At 67.4% G+C, this 21,549-nt stretch carries 19 protein-coding genes; 5 read left to right on the top strand and 14 right to left on the bottom strand.

All coding sequences use genetic code 11. The features are described 5' to 3' along the window. Positions 1-25 precede the first annotated feature (25 nt). From QCD70_RS02200 to QCD70_RS02175, 6 genes are all read right to left on the bottom strand, one after another. The gene (locus tag QCD70_RS02200) at positions 26-1,447 is read right to left on the bottom strand and encodes a mechanosensitive ion channel family protein (RefSeq protein WP_301213512.1); all 1,422 of its coding nucleotides are present in this window, start codon (positions 1,445-1,447) and stop codon (positions 26-28) included. A 7-nt stretch (positions 1,448-1,454) separates the two neighbouring features. Continuing rightward, a complete protein-coding gene (locus tag QCD70_RS02195; protein ID WP_301213511.1) occupies positions 1,455-3,632 on the bottom strand; it encodes an adenylate/guanylate cyclase domain-containing protein in 2,178 nt (725 codons plus the stop codon). Between the two features lie 77 nt (positions 3,633-3,709). Beyond that, complete coding sequence (locus QCD70_RS02190) at positions 3,710-5,605, bottom strand: ABC transporter ATP-binding protein (protein WP_441004907.1); 1,896 nt, start codon at positions 5,603-5,605, stop codon at positions 3,710-3,712. 104 nt (positions 5,606-5,709) lie between these two features. Further along, positions 5,710-6,672, bottom strand: coding sequence for a carbohydrate ABC transporter permease (locus tag QCD70_RS02185; RefSeq protein ID WP_301213508.1), 963 nt, complete (start codon positions 6,670-6,672; stop codon positions 5,710-5,712). Continuing rightward, the gene (locus QCD70_RS02180) at positions 6,669-8,012 is read right to left on the bottom strand and encodes a carbohydrate ABC transporter permease (RefSeq protein WP_301213507.1); all 1,344 of its coding nucleotides are present in this window, start codon (positions 8,010-8,012) and stop codon (positions 6,669-6,671) included. Before QCD70_RS02180 ends, QCD70_RS02185 begins: the two co-directional genes overlap by 4 nt. A 165-nt stretch (positions 8,013-8,177) precedes the next feature. Then, complete coding sequence (locus QCD70_RS02175; protein ID WP_301213506.1) at positions 8,178-9,503, bottom strand: ABC transporter substrate-binding protein; 1,326 nt, start codon at positions 9,501-9,503, stop codon at positions 8,178-8,180. Positions 9,504-9,808: 305 nt separating this feature from the next. Between QCD70_RS02175 and QCD70_RS02170 the strand changes: the two genes are divergently transcribed. After that, positions 9,809-10,837, top strand: a complete 1,029-nt coding sequence (locus QCD70_RS02170) for a LacI family DNA-binding transcriptional regulator (protein ID WP_301213505.1) — start codon at positions 9,809-9,811, stop codon at positions 10,835-10,837. Between the two features lie 42 nt (positions 10,838-10,879). Here QCD70_RS02170 and QCD70_RS02165 read toward each other — a convergent pair whose 3' ends face one another. The 3 genes from QCD70_RS02165 to rplJ all read right to left on the bottom strand — a co-directional run bounded on the left by QCD70_RS02165 (position 10,880) and on the right by rplJ (position 12,701). Then, a complete protein-coding gene (locus QCD70_RS02165) occupies positions 10,880-11,575 on the bottom strand; it encodes a hypothetical protein (RefSeq protein ID WP_301213504.1) in 696 nt (231 codons plus the stop codon). 139 nt (positions 11,576-11,714) lie between these two features. Continuing rightward, positions 11,715-12,098, bottom strand: a complete 384-nt coding sequence (gene rplL, locus QCD70_RS02160) for a 50S ribosomal protein L7/L12 (RefSeq protein ID WP_055924190.1) — start codon at positions 12,096-12,098, stop codon at positions 11,715-11,717. A gap of 90 nt (positions 12,099-12,188) precedes the next feature. Continuing rightward, positions 12,189-12,701: a 50S ribosomal protein L10 gene (gene rplJ / locus QCD70_RS02155; RefSeq protein WP_055924194.1), complete on the bottom strand. Its 513-nt coding sequence runs from the start codon at positions 12,699-12,701 to the stop codon at positions 12,189-12,191. 323 nt (positions 12,702-13,024) lie between these two features. Here rplJ and QCD70_RS02150 point away from each other — a divergent pair, with 323 nt between their 5' ends. Then, complete coding sequence (locus QCD70_RS02150; protein WP_301213503.1) at positions 13,025-13,447, top strand: DUF4190 domain-containing protein; 423 nt, start codon at positions 13,025-13,027, stop codon at positions 13,445-13,447. Here QCD70_RS02150 and QCD70_RS02145 read toward each other — a convergent pair. Both QCD70_RS02145 and QCD70_RS02140 read right to left on the bottom strand, forming a co-directional pair. Beyond that, positions 13,438-14,367 (bottom strand): TolB family protein, encoded by a 930-nt coding sequence (locus tag QCD70_RS02145; protein ID WP_301213502.1) that lies wholly within the window; start codon positions 14,365-14,367, stop codon positions 13,438-13,440. The genes QCD70_RS02150 and QCD70_RS02145 overlap by 10 nt on opposite strands. Positions 14,368-14,403: 36 nt before the next feature. Beyond that, the gene (locus QCD70_RS02140) at positions 14,404-15,300 is read right to left on the bottom strand and encodes an LPXTG cell wall anchor domain-containing protein (protein WP_301213501.1); all 897 of its coding nucleotides are present in this window, start codon (positions 15,298-15,300) and stop codon (positions 14,404-14,406) included. Positions 15,301-15,428: 128 nt separating this feature from the next. Here QCD70_RS02140 and QCD70_RS02135 point away from each other — a divergent pair, with 128 nt between their 5' ends. Next, positions 15,429-16,685: a hypothetical protein gene (locus tag QCD70_RS02135; protein ID WP_301213500.1), complete on the top strand. Its 1,257-nt coding sequence runs from the start codon at positions 15,429-15,431 to the stop codon at positions 16,683-16,685. A 1-nt stretch (position 16,686) separates the two neighbouring features. On the opposite strand, the gene QCD70_RS02130 is transcribed toward QCD70_RS02135, so the two are convergent. Then, positions 16,687-18,174 (bottom strand): sensor histidine kinase, encoded by a 1,488-nt coding sequence (locus tag QCD70_RS02130; protein ID WP_301213499.1) that lies wholly within the window; start codon positions 18,172-18,174, stop codon positions 16,687-16,689. Positions 18,175-18,203: 29 nt separating this feature from the next. After that, positions 18,204-18,944, bottom strand: coding sequence for a response regulator transcription factor (locus QCD70_RS02125; RefSeq protein ID WP_301213498.1), 741 nt, complete (start codon positions 18,942-18,944; stop codon positions 18,204-18,206). A gap of 183 nt (positions 18,945-19,127) precedes the next feature. Between QCD70_RS02125 and QCD70_RS02120 the strand changes: the two genes are divergently transcribed. Next, entirely contained in the window at positions 19,128-20,636 is a 1,509-nt protein-coding gene (locus QCD70_RS02120) for an ABC transporter permease (protein ID WP_301213496.1), read from the top strand. A 67-nt stretch (positions 20,637-20,703) separates the two neighbouring features. Continuing rightward, positions 20,704-21,372, top strand: a complete 669-nt coding sequence (locus QCD70_RS02115) for an ABC transporter ATP-binding protein (protein WP_301213495.1) — start codon at positions 20,704-20,706, stop codon at positions 21,370-21,372. Here QCD70_RS02115 and QCD70_RS02110 read toward each other — a convergent pair. After that, a partial coding sequence (locus tag QCD70_RS02110) for a hypothetical protein (protein ID WP_301213494.1) occupies positions 21,359-21,549 on the bottom strand: 191 nt, incomplete at its 5' end. The genes QCD70_RS02115 and QCD70_RS02110 overlap by 14 nt on opposite strands.

The following is a 21,549-nucleotide window of genomic DNA, read 5'->3' as shown; positions in this document are numbered from 1 at the left end:
TTCCTCCGGGGCTGCGAGACGGGCGTCAGAGTGCGATGGTTCCCGACGACGCCTGCGCGGCAGCGAGTGCGGCCGCGGCGAGTGAACGCCGGTTGTCGAGCGTCTCACCGATGCGGCGAGCGAGCGACGGGTGCTTGTGCACCATGTCGTCGACGACCGCACTGGGTACACGCAGAACGGTCACCGGGCGACTGGCGACCACAACGGTGGTGGTCTTCTGCCTCGTGAGCGCGGCTTGTCCGATGAACTCGCCCCGCTCGACGACGCCGATGCGCAGCCTCCCCGCCTCGTACGGTACCGACAGCTCGAGCACGCCGCTCAGAACGACACGCACACAGTCCGGAACAATTCCCGCCTTCTGCAATATTTCTCCCGTACCGTACTGCTCGATGCGGCACGAATCGGCGACCGCGTCGAGATCCTCCTGCGGCAGGTTGAGCCCCGGACCGACGAATCCCAGCGCCTCGATCACGTTCTCCCGGGTGTTCACCGGGTCTGTCGTGTCTCCGTCGAGCCCGAGATCGTGCCGACGCGCGGCGTACCAGAGCCAGGCGAGGAAGAGCGAGACGGTCTCGCCCTCGACGGCGGGACTGGTCACGGGAAGGCTCACCGTGTACGACGCCTTGCCCTCGTAGCTGACGCTCGGCCTGCTGCGACTGTCGAGCTGCGGCAGCGCCGACGCGGTCTCGGAGAGCATGCCCAGCACGACGTGCGGCGCATCGTCGGTGGTGAACGTGACCGGCACGGTGGCCACGTAGCCGTCGACCGGCTGGCTCAGGTTGGTGAACGACCCGCCGGCCAGCGACGAGTTGGGCATGATCTGGATGCCGTTGCCCGTGTCGATGTGCACAGAGCGCCAGTTGACCTCGACGACCCGGCCCCGCACATCCCCCACGTCGAGGTAGTCGCCGAGCTTGAACGGCTGCTCGAAGAGCAGCAGCAGGCCCGAGATGATCGACCCCACGGCGTTCTGCAGCGCCAGGCCGATGACGATGGATGTCACGCCCAGCGCCGCGAAGAGACCCCCGACATCCGCGCCCCACACCCACGAGAAGAGGATGGCGAGACCCACCAGAATGAGCGCGAGCCGCGCAAGGGTGACGAAGATGGAGGGCAGGCGCTCGCGCCAGCTGCCTTCGCGCGCGTTGCCGAAGAGGGCCACGTTGAAGGCGGAGAGCACGAGCAGGATGAGCAGGAAGCCGAGCACCGTGCCGACGATGCGCACCCAGGTCAGATCGAAGCTCTGCTGCGATGCGAAGGTGAGCAGCGCGAAGATCGCGGCGACGGGAACCACGAAGTTGCGAAGCAGCCGAACAGGCTTGGCCGCGGGCGATTCGCGTCGCTGCAGCACCCCGTAGATCTCGGTGAGCACGACGAGCAGAACGGGCAGGGCGATGACCACGCCCAGGGCCCAGCCGAACCACGGTTCGCTCCAGAGATCGATCACGGCGTCGTCATCCCCTCTGCTGCGAGATCTGCCAGACCGACTGCGGGCCGGCCTTCGTCTCGATCGTGCCCACCTCGGTCATGTTCGGCAGCTCACCCACCTTGTCGCGCACCCGCTGGCTGATGAACACGCCGGGTTTGCCTGCCAGCGCCTGCACCCTGTTGGCGATGCTCACCGCGTCTCCCCACATGTCGTACGCGATCGACGACCGGCCGACGAGTCCGCTGGTGACCGTGCCGGTGTCGATGCCCGCCCGCAGCGAGAGGGCCGCCCCGTGCTGGGCGTTGAACCGCTCGACGATGCGGATCATCTCGAGCGCGAAGTCCACCGTGCGACGAGCACTGTCGACCCGGGGGACGATCAGTCCGCAGCTGGCGAGGTATCCCTCGCGCAGGGTGCGCACCTTCTCGATGCCCTTCGACTGTGCCGCCTCGTCGAACTGGCGCACGAGGTCGTTGAGCAGGGCGAGCTCCTTCTCCGCTCCCAGCCCGGCCGCGAAGTCGTCGAAGCCCACGAGGTCGGCGAACAGCACCGATACGTCCTGGTGGTCCTCGGCGATCGTCTCGTCGCCGTCGCGGTAGCGTCGCGCGACCGACTCGGGCATCAGCGTGTGCAGGATCTTGTCGTTCTCGGCCTGCTGCTCGTCGATGAGCGCCTGCTTCACCTGGAGGCTCCGACTCATGTCGTTGAACGCCATCGAGAGGTCGCCGAACTCGTCACGGGTGTTCGCCGCCACCTCGACGCCGAGGTCTCCCCCGGCCACCTGTCGAACGGCGCCCACGAGCCGGCGCACCGGACGGGCGAAGACTTGCGCGAGGAGGAGGGAGAGCAGAGCCACGACCACCAGCAGCGCCGCGATCGACAGCACGAGGTTGCGCGTGAAGTCGGCCACCGGCGCGAAGGCCTCCGCCGCGGTGATGCTCGCCACGATCACCCACTGCTGGCCCTTGATGTCGAGCGGCCCGTAGGCGGCGAGCGTCTCCCTGTCGAGGTAGCTCTGCGCCACCATGACGCCGGTCTTGCCCTGCTGCGCCTCGCGCACGGGGGCCGTGTCGACGGTCTGCAGCTCGACTGTTCCGCCCACGTCGATGATCCGCTGGGCGACGGCGGGAGACAGTCCGCCCGAGATGGCCCGCTCCCTGTACGCCTCGGGGTCGTCGATCAGCAGACGGGACACCGAGCGCATGGTGTCGTCCGGCCCCACGATGTATGCCTCGCCGGTCTCGCCGAGTCCGTCCTTCGTCCACTGCTGGTCGCCGGTCATCACGTCGTTGATCGCGGTGATCGGCAGCTGCACGGCCAGCACCCCGACGACGTCTCCGTCCACCCCGATCGGAGACACGCCCCAGGCGGTGGGCACCCCGAGACTCGGCTGGTAGCGCTCGAAGTCGGTGATCTGCACGTAGTCGACCACGTTGGAGTTCAGGGCGTCGGTGTAGGCACCGGCCAGAGCAGTCCCCTTGTACGGCCCCGTGTTCACGTTCGAGCCGAGGTCCACTCCCTTGTAGACCGAGTAGACGATGTTGCCCTGCGTGTCGAGGATGAGCGCATCCTCGTACTTGTTCCTCTGGGCCATCTCGCGGAAGTAGGGGTTGTACTGGTCGTTGACCGCCGACCAGGTGCTGCCGTCCCCCGCGTTGTCGACCTCGGCTGCCGCGTCGAAATCACCGGCGGGCGGCACCGTGTAGAAGTTCTGCAGATAGGTCTCGGCGCTCGACTGGGGCACGAAGATGTCCGACACGCTCGTCGTTCCCGAACGGGCGTTGAGCTCGGGGATGAAGACGTCGTCGTAGTACGAGTCGACGGCCGTCGTCTGCGCGGGGTCGGTGGGCTGCGCCTGCAGCTCGGCGAAGGCCGACGTGTAGGCCGTCGCGGCCTGGTTGGCCGTAGCTCCGACCGAGTCGAGCACCAGCCCCGTCTCGATGGTGGTGAAGAGCGTCTCGATCGCGTCCGACTTCGCCTCGCGAAGGTTCGTCATGCGGTCGAACTCGGCCTGGCGAAGACTGTCGGTGCCGGAGGTATAGCCGATGTAGCCGACGATCAGGGTCGACCCGATGCTCACTCCGAGCAGCATGATCAACAGTTTCGACTGGATGCTCAGGCCGCGCCGCACCAGCGTTCCCGCCGACGAGCCGAGCCGCGTGGCTCGCCTCCGGCTGTTCGAAAGAGAGTTATCCCCTGACATCGCGCCCCGATTCGATTCCCCGAGCCGCCACCGAACCGCCGCCCCCTGGGTGCAACTCTAGTCACACCCGTCACTTTTCATGACGAATTTTCGCGTTGTTGAGAGTAAAGCGTCGAGTAGACCCCGTCGGCGTCGATGAGCTCCTGGTGCGTCCCGCGCTCGACGACCTCCCCGTTGTCGATGACGAAGATCACATCCGCCGACAGCACCGTCGACAGACGATGCGCGATCGCGATCGTCGTGCGGCCGCGGGATGCCGTGTCGAGCGCCGCCTGCACGACCCGTTCCGAGATGGTGTCGAGCGCGCTGGTGGCCTCGTCGAGGATGAGCACCGCCGGGTCCTTGAGAAGCACCCGCGCGATCGCGATGCGCTGCTTCTCGCCACCCGACAGCCGATAGCCGCGCTCCCCCACCACGGTGTCGTACCCGGCGGGAAAGCTCATGACGCGGTCGTGGATGTTCGCCTGCCGCGCCGCATCCTCGATCTCGGCCTGCGTCGCATCCGGCTTCGCGTAGCGCAGGTTCTCGCCGATCGTGGCGTGAAAGAGGTACGTCTCCTGGCTGACGATCCCCAGATTCGCCACGAGCGAGTCCTGGCTCAGCTCGCGCACGTCGGTGCCGGCGAAGCGCACCGTGCCGTCGGTCGCCTCGTAGAAGCGCGGCACGAGGTACGACACGGTCGTCTTGCCCGCCCCCGACGGCCCCACGAACGCGGCGAACTGGCCGGGCTCGATCACGAACGAGACCCCGTTGAGGGTCGGGCGCGAGTCGGTCTCGGCATCCGGGTAGCGGAAGACGACATCGTCGAACTCGACCCGACCGAGGGATGCCTGCTCGACCGACCGCGCGTCGGGTGCGTCGGCGATGGCCGGCTTCAGATCGAGGTACTCGAAGATGCGCGCGAAGAGGGCGCTCGAGGTCTGCAGGTCGAGCGCGACGCGCATGAGCCCGAGCAGAGGGAACAGCAGCCTGGCCTGCACGGTCGTGAAGGCGACGATCGTGCCCGCCGTGATGTCGGGTGCCCCGCCGACAAGCAGCCAGCCGGCCACGAGGTACACGATGGCGGGAACGGCCGACAGGAAGATGTTGACCATCGCGAAGAACCACTGGCCGCTCATCTGCTGGCTGACCTGCAGCCGCACCTGCGTGGCATTCTCGTCGGCGTAGCGGCGGATCTCGGTCTGCTGGCGGTTGAAGCTCTTCGACAGCAGGATGCCCGAGACGCTCAGCGTCTCCTGGGTGATCGCCGTCATGTCCGACAGCGACTCCTGCGTCTTCGTCGCGATCCGGGCACGCACCTGGCCGACCCGGCGCTGCGCGAGCACCAGGATGGGCATGAGCACCAGAGCCACGATCGTGAGCTGCCAGTTCAGCAGGATCATGGCGACGACGGCCGCGATGAGCGTGACCGTGTTGCCGAGGATCGACGAGATCGTGTTCGTGAGGACGTTGGCCACGCCGCCCACGTCGTTCTGCAGGCGCGACTGGATGACGCCCGTCTTCGTCTTGGTGAAGAAGCTCAGCTCCATCGCCTCGAGGTGCGTGAACAGGCGCACACGGAGCGCGCCCATCACACTGTTGCCGACCTTCGCGGTGAGATAGGTCTGCCAGACGCTCAACAGGCTCGACACGACATAGATCACGATCATCAGCACGACGATCTCGATCAGCACCGGCAGGTTGGGGCCCTGGATGACGGAGCCGGCGTCTCCCGTATCGCTCCCTGCGCCTGTCGACGGGAAGAGCCCGTCGTCGAAGGCACGCTGAGTGAGAAGAGGAGGGATCACCGTGAGGCCCGCACCGAGAAGCACGAGAACGATGGTGCCGATGATCGGTCGACGGTAGGGCGAGAACAGCGAGAGGATGCGACTCAGCAGATGGTCGATCTTCGGGGCGTCCTTGTTCAGCTCCTTCTGGAGGTCTGCGTCGCCCGCGCTGACTCCGCCTCGGCGGCCGCCGCCGCCCCCTCGCATACTCATCTGTTCAACCTACCCGCCGTACAACGAACGAAGCCCTTCGACGGGCTCAGGGCACGATGCGTTCCCTGAGCCCGTCGAAGGGCAGTGTGCCGCTTCGGTCAGCCCTTCGTGGCTCCGGCGAGCAGGCCTCGAACGAAGAAGCGCTGCAGCGAGAAGAACACGATGAGCGGCACGATGATCGAGATGAACGCACCGGCCGACTGCAGGAACCACTGGTTGCCCCAGGTGCCCGACAGCGAGTTGAGCGTCTGCGTGAGCGGCAGCGAGGTCGACGGCGCGAAGATCGTCGCGACCAGCAGGTCGTTCCACACCCAGAGGAACTGGAAGATGGCGAACGACGCGATGGCCGGCGTGGCCAGGGGAAGCACGATACGGAAGAAGATCTGTCCGTGTCCGGCTCCGTCGACGCGCGCGGCCTCGATCACCTCGCCCGGAATCTCCGAGATGAAGTTGTGCAGCATGAAGATGGCCAGCGGCAGGGCGAAGATCGCGTGGGCGATCCACACCGTGGCGAAGCTGTGCTCCGCGTCACGCAGCTCGAACCCCGGGAAGATGCCGACGCCGTTGACGGTGAGGCCCTTCGAGAAGAGGCTCAGCAGGGGAACGAGCGCCATCTGGATGGGCACGATCTGCAACGCGAAGACACCCACGAACACGATGTTCTTGAACTTGAAATCGATCCAGGCGAAGGCATAGGCCGCGAGCGAGGCGATGACGAGCGGGAACACGGTGGCGGGGATGGTGATGCCGAGCGAGTTGATGAACGACTGGCCCAGGGTGAGCGCCGTGCCGCCCGAGTTCAGCGCCTGCGAATAGTTGTCGAGCGTGAACGACGGGTTGACGAAGACGGTCCACCAGCCGGTCGACTGCGTGTCGGCACCGGGTCGGAACGATGTGACGAAGAGGCCGAAGGTCGGGATGGTCCAGATGACCGCGATGATGATCGCGGCGATCGTCGCGCCCTTCGAGGTGAGGCGCTTCTGCGCCATCTTCTCGCTCTTCTGGGTCTGCCGGGCGACCTGACGCTTCGTGCGTGTGTCGACGAGAGTGTCGGCGGTCATCGGATCTCCCTCTGCTTCCTCATCTGGTTTGCGTTGTAGATGATCAGCGGCAGCACGAACAGGAACAGGACGACGGCGAGGGCCGCCGAGTGTCCGTAGCTCTGGAAACGCTGCTGCTGGTTGACCATCTCGAAGCCGAGAACGGTCGTGTTGGCGCGACCACCGGTCATCACGGCGACGATGTCGTACACCTTGAGGGAGCCGATGGCGATCGTCGTCAGAACGACGATCAGGGAGGAACGGATGCCGGGAACGGTGACGTTGCGGAAGCGCTGCCAGGCGTTGGTGCCGTCGAGTTCGGCGGCCTCCATCTGCTCGGTCGGAACTCCCTTGATGGCGGCCGACAGGATCACCATGGCGAAACCGGTCTGCGTCCAGATGAAGACGACGAGAAGAAGGAGCGTGTTGATCAGCGGCTGCGCATCGAGCCACGAGACGGGCTGGCCGCCGAACGCGGTGACGATGGCGTTGAGCAGACCGACCTGCTCGCCCTGCCTGTTGTCGTAGATGAACTTCCAGATGATTCCGGCACCGACGAACGAGATGGCCATCGGCATGAACACCAGCGACTTCAGGTACTTCTCGCCGCGGGCCTTGTCGATGAACACGGCGTACGCGAGGCCGATGATCGTGGAGAACACCGGAGCGACGAGCACCCAGATGAGGGTGTTGACGACCGACCAGAATCCCTCGGGGTTGGTGAAGACCCAGAAGTAGTTGTCGAGTCCGACGAAGGTGGTCGTGGTCTTGTCGAAGAACGACTGGTAGATCGTCGCGACCGTCGGGTAGATGAGTCCGATGGCGAGCAGCAGCACTGCCGGCGCCATGAACGTCACGAGCTGGAAGAGGTAGCCCGCTCCCTGCCTCGACCGGTAGTCGGCGAAGAAGAGCAGGGCGCCGACGACGAGCGCGATGGCGAGGACCCAGATCAGGGCGTTCTGGTACGGGCGCAGCAGCATGAACGCGAGAACGGGAATCACGAAGCACGCGGCGAGCCGCAGCCAGAAGTAGAAGTTGCCCGATCGAGGCGCGTACTCGATGAGAACGAGGATCAGCGCGATCACGAGGCCGAAGATCACGATGATGATCGGAATCTGAACCAGGGGGTTCAGGTTGCCCATCCATCGGAAGAGGCTGTTCAGCGAGAAGCCGAGCGAGACGGGCTTGGCGTCATCGTTCGGAGGCGAGGTGATCAGCAGGATGAAGACGACGGCCAGGATGACCGCGGCCCCGGCGACGACCAGCCTGGTCGTGCGGGCCGACGGCGGCCGCTTCGGGGAGTCGTGCGGCTCCGGAGGTACTTGCGACACCGGAGGCGTCTTCGTTCGTGTGTCGGACATGAATACCCTTTCGAGTACAACGGTGGACTCTTGGATTGGCCAACAGTAGCGCTTAATGAGCCAGCGCGTTGAATGCGATCTGCGGGGCCGAGAGTGGGGGCCGCCCCGTTGCAAGAGCGGCCCCCACTGGGCGCCGGGCACGAGTGCCCGACAGGTGGTTATGCGTTAGTTGTCGTAGCCGGCCTGGATGTCGCTGAGCACCGTGTCGGTGTCCTTGCCATCGATCCAGCTGACCATGCCCTTCCAGAACGAACCGGCACCGACGGTCGACGGCATCAGGTCTGAGCCATCGAAACGAACGGTGGTGTTCGGGTCCTGGAGGAGCTTCATGGCGTCCTGCAGAAGCGGGCTGGATGCCTTGGAGGGGTCGGCGTTCAGGTTGGCCGAGATGCTTCCGCCGAGACCGACGCGAATGTCAGCCCACTCGGGGGTCGCCATGTAGGCCGTGACCTTCTGGACTGCCTCGGAGTCGGTGAACGGGGTGACGAACTCGCCGCCGACCTCGATGTTGGCCGCGTCGGCCTTGATGCCGGGGAGCACGAAGCCGTAGACGTCTCCGTCGGGGCCGACCGTGGGGGTCTCACCCGCAGCGGTCTTGACGTCGAGGAAGTTCGCCGACAGGAACGATGCCTGGTGGGTCAGCGGGCAGGAGCCATCGGCGACCTTGGCCGCGACGTCACCGAACGCGGTGGAGTTGATGCTCTTGACGTCGCCATAGCCGGCGTTCACGTAGTCCGGGTTCAGCAGGATCTGGCCGACGGCGTCGAACGCGTCCTTGATCTCGGGGTCGGTGAACTTGACGTCACCGGCGACCCAGCTGTCGTAGACATCGGGACCGGACTGGCGGAGCACGAGGTCCTCGATCCAGTCGGTTCCGGGCCATCCCGAAGCGGCGTCGGAGGCGAAGCCAGCACACCACGGGGCGGCACCCGTCTTGTCGCGGATGGTCTGCGTCATGGTGAGGACCTCGTCCCACGTCGTGGGAACCGTGATGCCCCACTCCTTGAACTGGGCCGGCGAGTACCAGACGTAGCCCTTGATGCTGGCGAGCATGGGGGCGGCGTAGAACTTGTCGTCGAAGGTGCCGTACTTCTTCCAGTCGGGCGACCAGTTCTTGTCGACGTTGGCCTCGGTCTCTTCTCCGGCCTCCTTCACCTCGCCCGTGTCGACGAGGGTCTTGAGCAGACCCGGCTGGGGAACGATGGCGATGTCGGGGGCGGAACCACCCGTGACCTTCGTCACGATGTTGCCCTCGAAGCTCTTGTCACCCGTGTACTCGACCTTGATGCCGGTGTCTTTGGTGAACTCGTCGAACGACTTGTTCAGCGCGTCGGCCTCGGTGCCGGTGATGCCACCGGAGATCTTGACGGTCTGGCCCTCGGTCGAACCGGAGTCGGTGCCGCTTTCTTCGGCGCAGCCGACGAGTGCGAGTCCGACGATTGTCGCGATGGCGATGGGTGCTGTGATACGGCGATGCAGGGAAACCCGCATTTCTCCTCCTCATTGAGTCGAGAACAGATCGTCAGGACTGCCGATCTGCCTGCCGGTTGAGTGACCGGACTAGGACGGCCCAACCGCGCGAACAGGCCGCGGGGAGGGCAGGTAGGAAAACCTTTCCATAAGTCCTAATAAATCACAAGCTCTCCCTCGGCAGGCAAAAATTCCGTAACGATTCGATACCGAGAGCGCTCTCAGAGTTCCGCGGATTTTCGGGGACGCCACTATGGTTGGCAGCGGAATTGTGACGGAGACGTTACGATTCTGGAAGCGGTTGCAGACGAGGAGGTCGGCCAGGAATGTCGGGCATCGAAGACGTCGCGCTTCGAGCGGGGGTATCGAAAGCCACTGTCTCGCGCGCGCTGAGCGGTCGGGGATACGTGTCGACCGTCACCCGCAACAGGGTGGAGACCGCGGCCAACGAGCTCGGCTATGTGGTGTCGTCGAATGCCTCGAGCCTCGTCACGGGTCGCACCAACAACGTGGGCGTCATCATCCCCGTGATCAATCAGTGGTTCTTCGGCAGCATCATCGAGGGCGTCGAGCGCGCGCTCCTCGATCGCGGCTACGACCTCATGCTCTACAACCTCACGAAGAACACCGAGGCCCGCAGCCGGGTCTTCGAGTACTTCCTCGTGCGCAAGCGCGTCGACGCGATCATCGCCGTGACCCTCGAGATCTCACCCGACGAGGCCACCTCGCTCCTCGCGCTCGGCAAACCCATCGCCGGAATCGGCGGACCGCTCGCGGGGATCCCCACTCTGAGCATCGACGACATCGCTGCGGCGAGGCTCGCGACCGAGCATCTCATCGCCCTCGGGCACACCAACATCATGCACGTCGGCGGCGACTCGGCCGAGCTCATGGACTTCCACGTGCACTCCAAGCGCCTGCAGGGTTTCCGAGATGCGCTCGGAGCCGCGGGCCTGCCGTTCAGCGACGAGTCGTACATGGCGACCCACTTCGACATCCCCGGAGGCTACGCGGTGGCGAAGCAGATCCTGGGTGACCCCCGACGACGGCCCACCGCGATCTTCGCCGCTGCCGACGAGGTCGCGATCGGGGTCATTCTGGCGGCCCGAGAGCTCGGCATCTCCGTGCCGGACGACCTCTCGGTGATCGGAATCGACAACCATCCACTGGCCGAGCTCTTCGGCCTCACCTCGATCGCGCAGAATCCTGCGAAGCAGGGCGAGCAGGCGGTCGACCTCGTCATCCGCCAGCTCGAGACCTCCGGGTGGACTCCGCCGAGCATCCACACGATGGTGCCCGCCCAGCTCGTGATGCGCTCGAGCACGTCGGCCCCGAGAGCGGGCGCCCAGCGCTGACGCCCCTCCGCGCGGGTTGCCCCACCCCTGGGCCGGATGCGACTAGTCGCGTTCTCCTCGGAAGGCGCGGCCCGAGGCGGCCAGGAACTCCTCGACAGCGGCTCGCGCCCGACGGCGACGGTCGCCCGGCGCGTGACCGGCTACCCGCACGCGCGGCTCGGGCCGCTTGGTGCGCAGGCGTTCGGGGCGCCAGCGATCCGGCCACCAGGTGTGCGCGAGCGAGAAGGCGAGGAGCAGCCATCCCGGAACCAGCAGCCAGCCGTTCGGCGCTCCCCCTCCGCCGAGAATGGCCGACGCGATGAGAAGACCCGCACCGACCAGGGTGCCGGCCAGGGCGACCTCTCCATTGCGGATCCACCAGAGCCGGGCGCGGCGTGTAAATCGGAGCGGAACTCCGAGCACCACGACGAAGACGGTGGAGATCGCCGAGGCGACGACCGCGGCGAGCAGGCAGAGCAGAAACGGCCCGACCCCGCCATCGGCGTAGCCCGAACCGAGCAGGAGGATCGTGGCGGCTACCGAGAGAGCGGCGCCGGTTGCGATGACCTGGGCCGTGAGCACCCCGAGTTGGGCAGCACCGCTCGCGACGGGAGGGGCTACGGCTTTGACGGTGCCGACGACCCGGGCAGCCGAGGCGCGCACGCCGGGGCGCGCCGTGGGGCCGAAGGAGGAGCGTCTGTCGCGCGGGGGCGGGGCATCGTGCACCCGCGGGGGAACGTCGTCGTAGACCGTGGCCATGATCGCTCCTCTCCCGCGCTGATCTTCAGGGTACACATGACGGCTGGGAACACAGTGTTTTCGGGAACACGAAAGGCCCCCGCACCTTCAGTGCGGGGGCCTTCCGATTCAGTAGTGTGCTCCGAAGCCGGAGCGCAGACTACTTGAGGGTGACGGTTGCGCCAGCCTCTTCGAGCTGAGCCTTGGCCTTCTCGGCGGTCTCCTTGTTGGCGCCCTCGAGGACGGCCTTGGGAGCGCCGTCAACGAGTGCTTTCGCCTCTCCGAGACCGAGGCTCGTGAGGGCGCGCACCTCCTTGATGACCTGGATCTTCTTCTCGCCGGCAGCCTCGAGGACGACGTCGAAGGAATCCTTCTCCTCGACCTCTTCGGTTGCGGCGGCAGCGCCACCGGCCGCGGCGACCGCGACGGGGGCAGCAGCGGTGACCTCGAAGGTCTCCTCGAACGCCTTGACGAACTCGCTCAGCTCAATGAGCGTGAGCTCCTTGAACGCGTCGAGCAGCTCTGCAGTTGACAGCTTTGCCATGATTTTCTCCTTGTTTCCCCTTCGACAAGCTCAGGGAACGGTTTGGTGTTACCTGCGCATAACGCTCAGGGAACGGTTTGTTGAAGGGTGTTAGTTACTTGACTGCTTCTCGCGCAGCGCATCGACCGTGCGAACGGCCTTCGACAGCGGTGCGTTGAAGAGGTATGCGGCACCGAACAGCGAGGCCTTGAAGGCGCCTGCGAGCTTCGCAAGCAGCACCTCCCGGGATTCGAGGTCGGCGAGCTTCGAGACCTCTTCGGCGCTCAGGGGGTTACCGTCGAAGTAACCGCCCTTCACAACGAGAAGAGGGTTTGCCTTGGCAAAGTCGCGCAGGGACTTCGCGACGGCGACAGGGTCACCGTGAACGAATGCGATGGCGGACGGGCCGGCGAGTTCGTCGTCGAACGACGAGATGCCGGCGTTGTTGGCCGCAATCTTGGTCAGCGTGTTCTTTACCACGGCGTAGCTTGCGTGCTCACGAAGGGTGCCGCGCAGCGTCTTCAGCTGGGCGACCGTGAGACCGCGGTACTCGGTCAGCAGAACGGCGGTCGAGCTCTGGAAAAGTTCCGTGAGTTCGGCAACCGAGGCTTCCTTGTTCGCCATGGCGCTCCTTGTGGTTTCAATGCCGGTAGCCCCAGGCTCACCCCACAAAAAAAGCTCCGGCGCAGGAGGCCGGAGCGAATGCACACGAGTGTGCGTTTACTGACTGTTCCTGCGCAGGTCTTCACGGACGTGAACCTTCGATCACAGCGTCTGCGTTCGAGCGAGTCGAATGCGGGCACGGCGATAACCGGCGGTCTTTGGCTTCGTTCACTGTACGTTATGCGCCGGAGCCATGCAAGTGCGGCGCCGGATCATGCCGTGGTACTACGAGAACACGTCCCGGGTCCGATGCCCGGCAGCGGCCCCGTTCGTAGCGTTGAAGCATGACAACTTCGACACTCACCCCAGACACCCCGAACACGCCCGACACGACCGACACGACCGATACGGCGACGATCACCCCCGACCTCACGGCCACCACACCGCTGCCCGGCACCCCGCCGACGGCCCCCGCCCAGCCGGCCACCCCGGCATCCCCGCAGTACGGCTACCAGCCCGTGCGGCCGACCAACGTGCTGGGCATCATCACCCTGGTCCTCGGAGTGCTCGGGTTCGCGATCGTTCCGGTGGTCACCGGGCACATCGCACTGGCGCAGATCAAGCGCACGGGCGACGACGGTCGCGGCATCACGATCGCCGGCCTCATCCTCGGCTACATCGGCCTCGCGGGCTACCTGCTCGCCGCCCTGTTCTTCTTCGGGGCGCTCTTCCTCGGAGCGGTCGGCGCCATCGGTTCCTATCGCTGATGCGCCGGGCGCAGGTCGCCGCTCGCGCCCTCCGTCGTCGGATAGGCGACGTAGGCGACGCGGCGGCCATCCGGTGACCAGCCGGGCACGTTCGTCGTGCCCTGCCCGCCCAGGAACGAGTCGATCGTGGTCACCGTTCCCGACGCGAGCTCGATGAGTTTCAGCTCGACCTCGAGGTTCGGCGGATGGCCCGTCGTCCCGACCGGGTAGCTGAGGTAGAGCACGTGCCGCCCGTCCGGCGAGGGATGCGGGAACCAGTTCACTCGATCATCGTGCGTGACCCGCGTGAGCTCCGTGCCGTCGGTGCGCATGCGGAACAGCTGCGCATGGCCCGGGTACTCGCCGGCCCGCTCGGAGTTGAACCAGATCCACTCGCCGTCGGCCGAGAAGTCGGCCCCGTCGTCGGCGAACGCGTCGTCGGTGAGCTGCGTGTGCGGCCCGCCCGAGGCCGGCAGCGTGTAGACGTTGGTCACCCAGTCGCCGGATGCGTCGAGGCCGCCCCCGATGGCGGCGAGCGTCAGGCCGTCGGAGGAGACCCCGTGCAGGTAGTACTTGAACCGCAACGCCGGGTCGGGCAGCTCGGTCACCGGCGTCGCGGCACCGCCGCCCCACGGAAGCCGGTACAGCCGGCCGTCGCGGGCGGAGACCAGAAGGTGGTGCCCGTCGGGCGAGATCACGTGATCGTTGTTCAGCACGAGCGGTGCGGGCACGTGCATCGGCTCGAGCGCCGGTGACCCGTCTGCGCGCAGGCGCACCAGACCGCCCTCCACGTTGAGCACGAGCCATTCGCCCCCGGGATGCCAGTTCGGCGCCTCGACGAACAGCGAGCTCGAGCTGAAGACGACAGACGTCTCGCCCGTGTCGAGGTCGAGAATGCGCACGTCGGCGCGCTGATCCGCGCGGAGGGTCAGGAAGGCCATGCCCTCCATTCTGGCCGCCCGCCGCGTCTGTGCGACTCAGGTCGATTCGGGCCTGCGGCGTCGGCGCACGAACAGCACGGCGGCGAGACCCAGGATGGCGGCCAGAGTCGCCCCGATGAAGGGCAGCATCGCGTGGGCCCCCGTATCGGCCAGAGAACGATCGCCGCCGACGGGACTGGTCGTTCCCGTGCTGTTCCTGGTGCTGGAACCCGGCGCGGTGGAGCCCGGCGTGGTCGTTCCTCCTGTGCCCGATCCCCCGGAATCCGACCCGCCGTCGACCGGCGTCGTCGTGGGCGGCGTGGCGACCAGGACGGAGACGGTCGACGGGGTGCCGAGAACGCCGCCGCCCGTGGGAGCCGACAGCGAGACGGTGAACGGAGCACTGCCCGCCTCGGCCGCAGCGATCGCCCGCGAGACCGCGTGGTCTGTGGAGACCGACGTCGCTGCCCTCGCCGATCCACCCCCGAGACCCGGCGCATCCGTCGGATCACTCGGCGGCACATCGCCGCCCGATGGCACATCGCCGCCGACGGGCAGATCACCCGGCGCGTCGCCGAGAAAGACGATCGGAATCACCTTGTCGGCGGTGTCGTGGTCGAGGAAGGTGACCTGGGTGTCGATGGGGGCGATCACAGCAGCGAGCTCGGCGGGCAGCACCTGCGAGTCGACATCGACGCCGACGACCCCGTCTGCGCCGCCGCTGCGGTGGACGCTGATGAAGGCCCGGTCTCCCTGTGCGACGCTGAGGGATGACGCACTGATCGTGAGGACGCCCGGAGCGGCCTCAGCGGCGGATGCCGCGAGCGGTGCGCTCAGCGGGTCGGCAGAGACGAGGCCAGCGACGAGGGCCGCTGCGGCGGCCACGAGAGCCGCAGCACGCGTCGCGGCGGTGGGACGGTCGACCATGCGGCGACGGAGTGAACTAGTACTCACTGTGCGGGAAATCCAATTCGGTTACGAGAACGTTTCTTTTCCCCCAGCATCAGTACTATAGCTCACAGGGCCCACAGGGGGCGGGTTCTGTCGATGATGCACCGCCGACTCACGCACCCGGAGAACAGATGGCCAAGAACGACGCGCGGTTTCCGACGGTCGGCGCGAGCCACCACCTCGCGCCGGGAAGCACGCCCGACATGCCCGAGCTCGTGCCGTCCGGCCCGAGTTCGGGTGCCCGCCTCAAACGCGCAACGACGGTGCCGTTCGACAAGCCCGTCGCCCCGCGTCGCCACCGACGCGCCTTCCGGGTGGCCCTCAGCGTCGCCTTCTGGCTCACGCTTGTCGCCGGGGGAACCTCACTGATCGTCGCTGCCACCGGGTCGGGCGGATCGGACGATCGGCCCGCATCCGATCCCGATTCCCGATCCAAGGCCTACGTGACGGCTGTGAACGAGTTCCGCAGCAGCTGGTCGGCGGAGGCGATCGCCGGGCTCGGCGTGACCTCGATCGGCATCACGCTCGAGACGAAGTACGACGAGTTCTCGCAGACCCCGCGTGCCTACGACGCTCTGGCGGAGCAGTGCGCCGCCCTCGACGGGACGCGGAGCCGGTTCGATGCTCTCGCCGACGTACCGCCTCCGACGACTCCGTCGCCTGCCCAGCGTTCGACCGACGAATCCGTGAACGCCCGCGTCGACGAGGCGGCCGAATCGATCGCGCCCCTGGCCGCAGCGGCGAACGAGCTGCTCTCCGACGGCAGAACCCAGCTCGAGACCCTCGACACCCTCTGCGATTCGCTCACGCGACTCCGGCCGATCGCCGACGCACGCGCATCCGAGACGGCCGCCACCGCCACACCGCTGATGGTTCCGCCCGGGCAGTCCGAGCAGGTCGCCACCACCAGCGGCACGGTCGAGTTCGCCTGCTCGGGCGATGCACCCTGTCAGCCACTCGCGAGCCCGGCGCGCGAGAGCTACGGTGCGGCGAACAGCGCGGTGAACACCCGCTTCGACGACGACGCCGCCGCGTTCTACTCCGATCACTGCCCCGTGACCGCCCTCGCCGACTACTGCGTTCTCGCGGCCGATCTCTGGTCGCAGCGCTCCGCGGTCGACACCGAGTCGGCGGCCCGGTTCGCCAAGGAGACGCCGTTGAACTCCAGCGTTCCCCTGCCCGAGTACAGCGCCTGGCTCGAGAAGGCCGACGCCGAATTCGAAGCGGGTCAGGCCGCTCTCGACGGCTGGCTGACGGCCTACTCGGGCGGCACTGCCGCGCCGCCCGGCGACAGCGCGTTCGTCACGGTGGTGTCGACGACCGCGGACACGGCCGAGAGCCGCTTCGCCCAGCTCCGCGATGCGGCGAGCGCCGCTGCCGCAGGCTGAGTCAGCGAGCGGCCGCGCCCACCGCTCGCTTCGGCAGCGTGATGCGGAACGCGGTGGCGCCGGGACGCGACTCGACCGAGACGCTGCCGCCGTGTGCATCCACCACGGCCCGCACGATGGCGAGACCGAGCCCGGTGGAGGTCGAGCCCGCCTGGCGGAACCTCGACACGTCGCCGCGCACGAATCGCTCGAACAGGGTCTCGACCAGCACGGGATCGATGCCGGGACCGTCGTCGGACACGGTGATGATCGCACTCGGAACCCCGGATGCGTCGACCCCCGACGCGAGCGCCACGGTCACCTCGGTGCCGGCGGGCGTGTGCACTCGTGCGTTCGCGAGCAGGTTCGACGCCACCTGGTACAGCCGGGGCCCGTCGCCCGAGACCTCGATGGGCTCCTCGGGAAGATCGAGCACCCACTCGTGGTCGCCGGCTGCGACATGGGCATCGCTCACGGCGTCGACGAGCACACGGGTGAGGTCGACCGGAGCCGTCTCGATCGAGGGGCCCTCGTCGAGTCGGGCGAGCAGCAGCAGATCCTCGACGAGGCTCGTCATGCGCGTGGCCTCTGACTCGATGCGTCCGAGGGAGTGCGTGACGTCGGGCGGCAGGTCGAAGTCGCCGCGCCGGGTCAGCTCCGCATAGCCGCGGATCGAGGCGAGGGGCGTGCGCAGCTCATGGCTGGCGTCGGCCACGAACTGGCGCACCTTGTTCTCGCTCGCCTGCCGCGACGTCAGGGCGGAGGCCACGTGTCCGAGCAGCTTGTTGAGCGAGGCGCCCACCCTGCCCACCTCGGTGCGCGGATCGGTGTCGGCATCCGGAACCCGCTCGGCGAGCGCGACATCGCCCCGGTCGAGCTGCAACCGGGTCACCCGGGTCGCCGTGGCGACGACGCGATCGAGCGGCCGCAGCGCCAGGCGGATGAGCACGGTTCCGAGAAGCGCGGCCACCACGAGGCCGCCGATCGTCACGAGAACGGTCACGATCACGAGCTGCGTCACCGTCGCCGTGACGTCGGCGAGGGGAAGACCCACGACGATGCCGTTGCCCGAGTCGGAGAGGTCGAACGCCACCCGGTAGTCGCCGAGCGACCCGCCCAGGTTCACCGTCTGGGGCTCGCCCGACGCCGCGAGCGAGGAGAGGGTGTCGAGCTGCTCGCTCGTGAGCTGCTGCAGCACCCCGGCGGAGTCGACGATCGCGGCGCGGTCCACTACTCCCCCGAGGCTGAAGCCGCCCAGGGTTCCCGCGGCCTGGCCGGGGCCTCCCACGAAGGCGGGATCTCCGGAGGATCCGGTGCTGCCCGAGCTCGGGGAGTCGGGCCGAGGCCCGTCGATCGACATGAGCGACCTATTGGTGGCCGTCTGCAGCTGGGTGTCGAGCCGTGCGAGGAGGAACCCGTTGAGGGCGAGCGACGAGACCACGCCGATGATCAGCCCGACAAGAGCGATCAGGGCGAGAACGCTCAGGATGAGCCGATTGCGCAGGGTCATGGATCGCACGGGTGCAGGCCGGACGGCGCTCAGGCCGCTTTGAGGATGTAGCCGGCGCCGCGTACGGTGTGGATCATCTGCGGGCGTCCGGCATCCACCTTCTTGCGCAGGTACGAGATGTAGATCTCGACCACGCTGGAGCGGCCGCCGAAGTCGTAGCTCCAGACCCGGTCGAGGATCTGGGCCTTCGACAGCACACGGCGGGGGTTGCGCATCAGGAACCTCAGCAGTTCGAACTCGGTCGCCGTGAGCTCGATCGGGTCGCCGCCGCGGTGCACCTCGTGGCTGTCCTCGTTCAGCACGAGGTCGCCGATCGAGACCTCCGGGTCGAACGCGTCGGTGAGCGTCAGGGTCGAACGACGGATGAGCCCGCGCAGGCGGGCCACCAGTTCTTCGAGGCTGAACGGCTTGGTCACATAGTCGTCGCCGCCCGCGGTGAGGCCGGCGATGCGGTCGTCGAGCGCGTCCTTGGCCGTGAGGAACAGCACGGGCGTCTCCTGCCCGTCGGCGCGCAGGCGCTGCAGCACGGCGAGGCCGTCGATGTCGGGCAGCATGATGTCGAGCACGATCACGTCGGGCTTGAATTCGCGGGCGATGCGCAGCGCGGTCTGACCGTCGCCCGCCGTGCGGATCTCCCACCCCTCGTAGCGCAGGGCCATCTGGAGCAGGTCGGTGAGCGTGGCCTCGTCGTCGACGACGAGGGCTCGCACGGGCGAGCCGTCGGCCCGGGTGATCTTGGGGCGGGAGGCGGAAGCGTGGGTCTCGGTCACAAGCCCCAAGTATCGACCCCGTTCCTATGCGGATTCTATGAATCAGGCTGCGATCGGCTGTGGACCACGCGAGCCCTCTCCTCTTGTCCGATTCATAGCCTCGTCATAAGCCTCGCCGGGGTGGCGTCCATACCGTGTGACCGCGGACCACCCGCACCGACACCGCCTTCCCAAGGAGCCCCCATGTTCATCACCTACCTCCGGCGAGAACTCGTCAACAGACGAAAGCAGACCATCATCATCGCCGTGGGCATGGCCCTCGCCATCGCCCTCGTCATCATCGTCAACTCCGTTGCGGCCGGCGTCAAAGATGCCCAGACCTCCGTTCTCGGCAGCGTCTACGGAGTCGGAACGGACATCACCATCTCGAAGGCCGCGGCCGCCCCCGACGAGGACGGCACCGACGGGCCCGGCCAGCGCTTCGACTTCGGCGCCGACGCGGGCTCGACGACAGACGGCACGACGGCCGTCGCGACCTCGCGACTGACTGCGGGCATGGGCACGTCGACGTTCGACGCGACGGCCCTCGACACCGTCACGGCGGAGAGCGGCGTCTCGGACGCCGCCGGCGTCCTGTCGCTCACGAACACGACCTTCGACGGCGAGCTGCCCGACTTCAGCCAGATGCAGCAGGGTCAGACCGGCGGCGCTCCGGGCGAGGCGGCAGAAGGCACGGCCCCGACCGGCGGCGCGGATGGCGCGGGCGGCTCCTCGTTCAACGTCGATTCGTTCACGGTGCTGGGTCTCGACCCCGCGGCATCCGCTGTCGGCCCGCTCTCGGCCGTGACACTGACCGATGGCCGCACCCTCGCATCCGGCGACACCGGCACGAACGTGGCCGTGCTCGACAGCGCCTACGCCACGACCGCCGAGCTCGCCGTCGGCGGCACGATCGACATCGGCGGCACGTCGTTCGAGATCGTGGGCCTCGTCGAGTCGTCGAGCGGCGACGCGTCGACCGCCTCGAACGTGTACATCCCCCTCGACGTCGCGCAGAGCCTGAGCGGCGAAGACGGCAAGATCTCGAGCATCTACGTGCAGGCCTCCTCGGCCGACGACATCGCCTCGCTCAAGACCTCGCTCGAGACGGCCCTGCCCGACAACACGGTCAGCACCCAGTCCGACCTCGCGTCGAGCGTGTCGGGTTCGCTGTCGACGGCGTCGACCCTCGTGGGCAACCTCGGCACCTGGCTGTCGATCATCGTGCTCGCCGCCGCCTTCCTGATCGCGATCCTGTTCACCATCTCGGGAGTCACGCGCCGCACCCGCGAGTTCGGAACACTGAAGGCCATCGGCTGGAGCAACCGGCGCATCGTCGGCCAGGTCGCCGGGGAGTCGCTCGTGCAGGGGCTCATCGGTGGCGTCGCCGGCATCGCGATCGGACTCGTCGGCGTGGTCGTGGTGAACCTCGTGGCCCCGACCCTCAGCGCGACGGCGTCGACCCAGACGGCCGGCGGGCTTGCGGCACCGGATGGCGCGGCGGCCGGCGGTCCCGGCATGGGCGGCGGCGGCTTCGGTCAGGCGGCACAGGCCGCGGCGACCTCGGACGTGGTGCTCAACGCCCCCGTGACGGTGTCGGTCATCCTGATCGCGGTGGGACTCGCCGTGGTCGGCGGACTGCTCGCCGGGGCGATCGGCGGCTGGAGGGCATCGCGCCTCCGCCCGGCCGAGGCGCTGCGCGCCGTCGCCTGATCCATCCACCCACCCGCACATCCCCACTCGCGCAGCCACCACTCGCGCATCCACGAAGGAGCGACACATGTACCAACTCACCGACGTCACGAAGAGCTACACGAAGTCGAAGCACACCGTCACCGCCCTCAAGGGCGTCACCCTCACCATTCCGAGCGACCAGATGGTCGCCATCCAGGGCCCGACGGGCGGTGGCAAGTCGACGCTGCTGCAGATGCTCGGCGCACTCGACCGACCGACATCGGGCGAGGTGGCCCTCGGCGACTCGACGCTGTCGAAGCTCGGAGACGCGAAGCTGGCCCACATCCGGGCCAAGGAGATCGGCTTCGTGTTCCAGGGGTTCAACCTGATTCCCACCCTCTCCGCGCGGGAGAACGTCGAGACCGCGCTCGCGCCCCTGGGGCTCTCCAACGCCGAGCGCACCTCGCGCGCATCGGCAGCGCTGGAGTCGGTGGGTCTCGGAGAGCGCATGCTGCACCTGCCCGCCGAACTGTCGGGCGGTCAGCAACAGCGCGTCGCGATCGCCCGGGCGATCGTGAAGAACCCCGAGGTGCTGCTGGCCGACGAGCCCACGGGTAGCCTCGACGAGGAGACGCGCGACGAGATCATGGAGCTGCTCGAGGGCATCTGGCGCGAGAAGCAGCTGACCCTGATCATCGTCACGCACGACTCCGCGGTCGCGAAGCGCGCAGAACGCCGCCTGCACATCAAGAGCGGCACGGTCAAGGAGCTGTAGGCGCCCGTTCCCTGAGCCTGTCGAAGGGCCGTTCCCTGAGCCTGTCGAAGGGCCGTTCCCTGAGCCTGTCGAAGGGCCGTTCCCTGAGCCTGTCGAAGGGCCGTTCCCTGAGCCTGTCGAAGGGCCGTTCCCTGAGCCTGTCGAAGGGCCGTTCCCTGAGCCTGTCGAAGGGCCGTT

Source organism: Agreia sp. PsM10 (assembly GCF_030433855.1).
Lineage (GTDB): Bacteria > Actinomycetota > Actinomycetes > Actinomycetales > Microbacteriaceae > Agreia.
The sequence above is the reverse complement of the archived record's forward strand: the minus strand, read 5'-3'. Positions and strand labels throughout refer to the sequence as shown.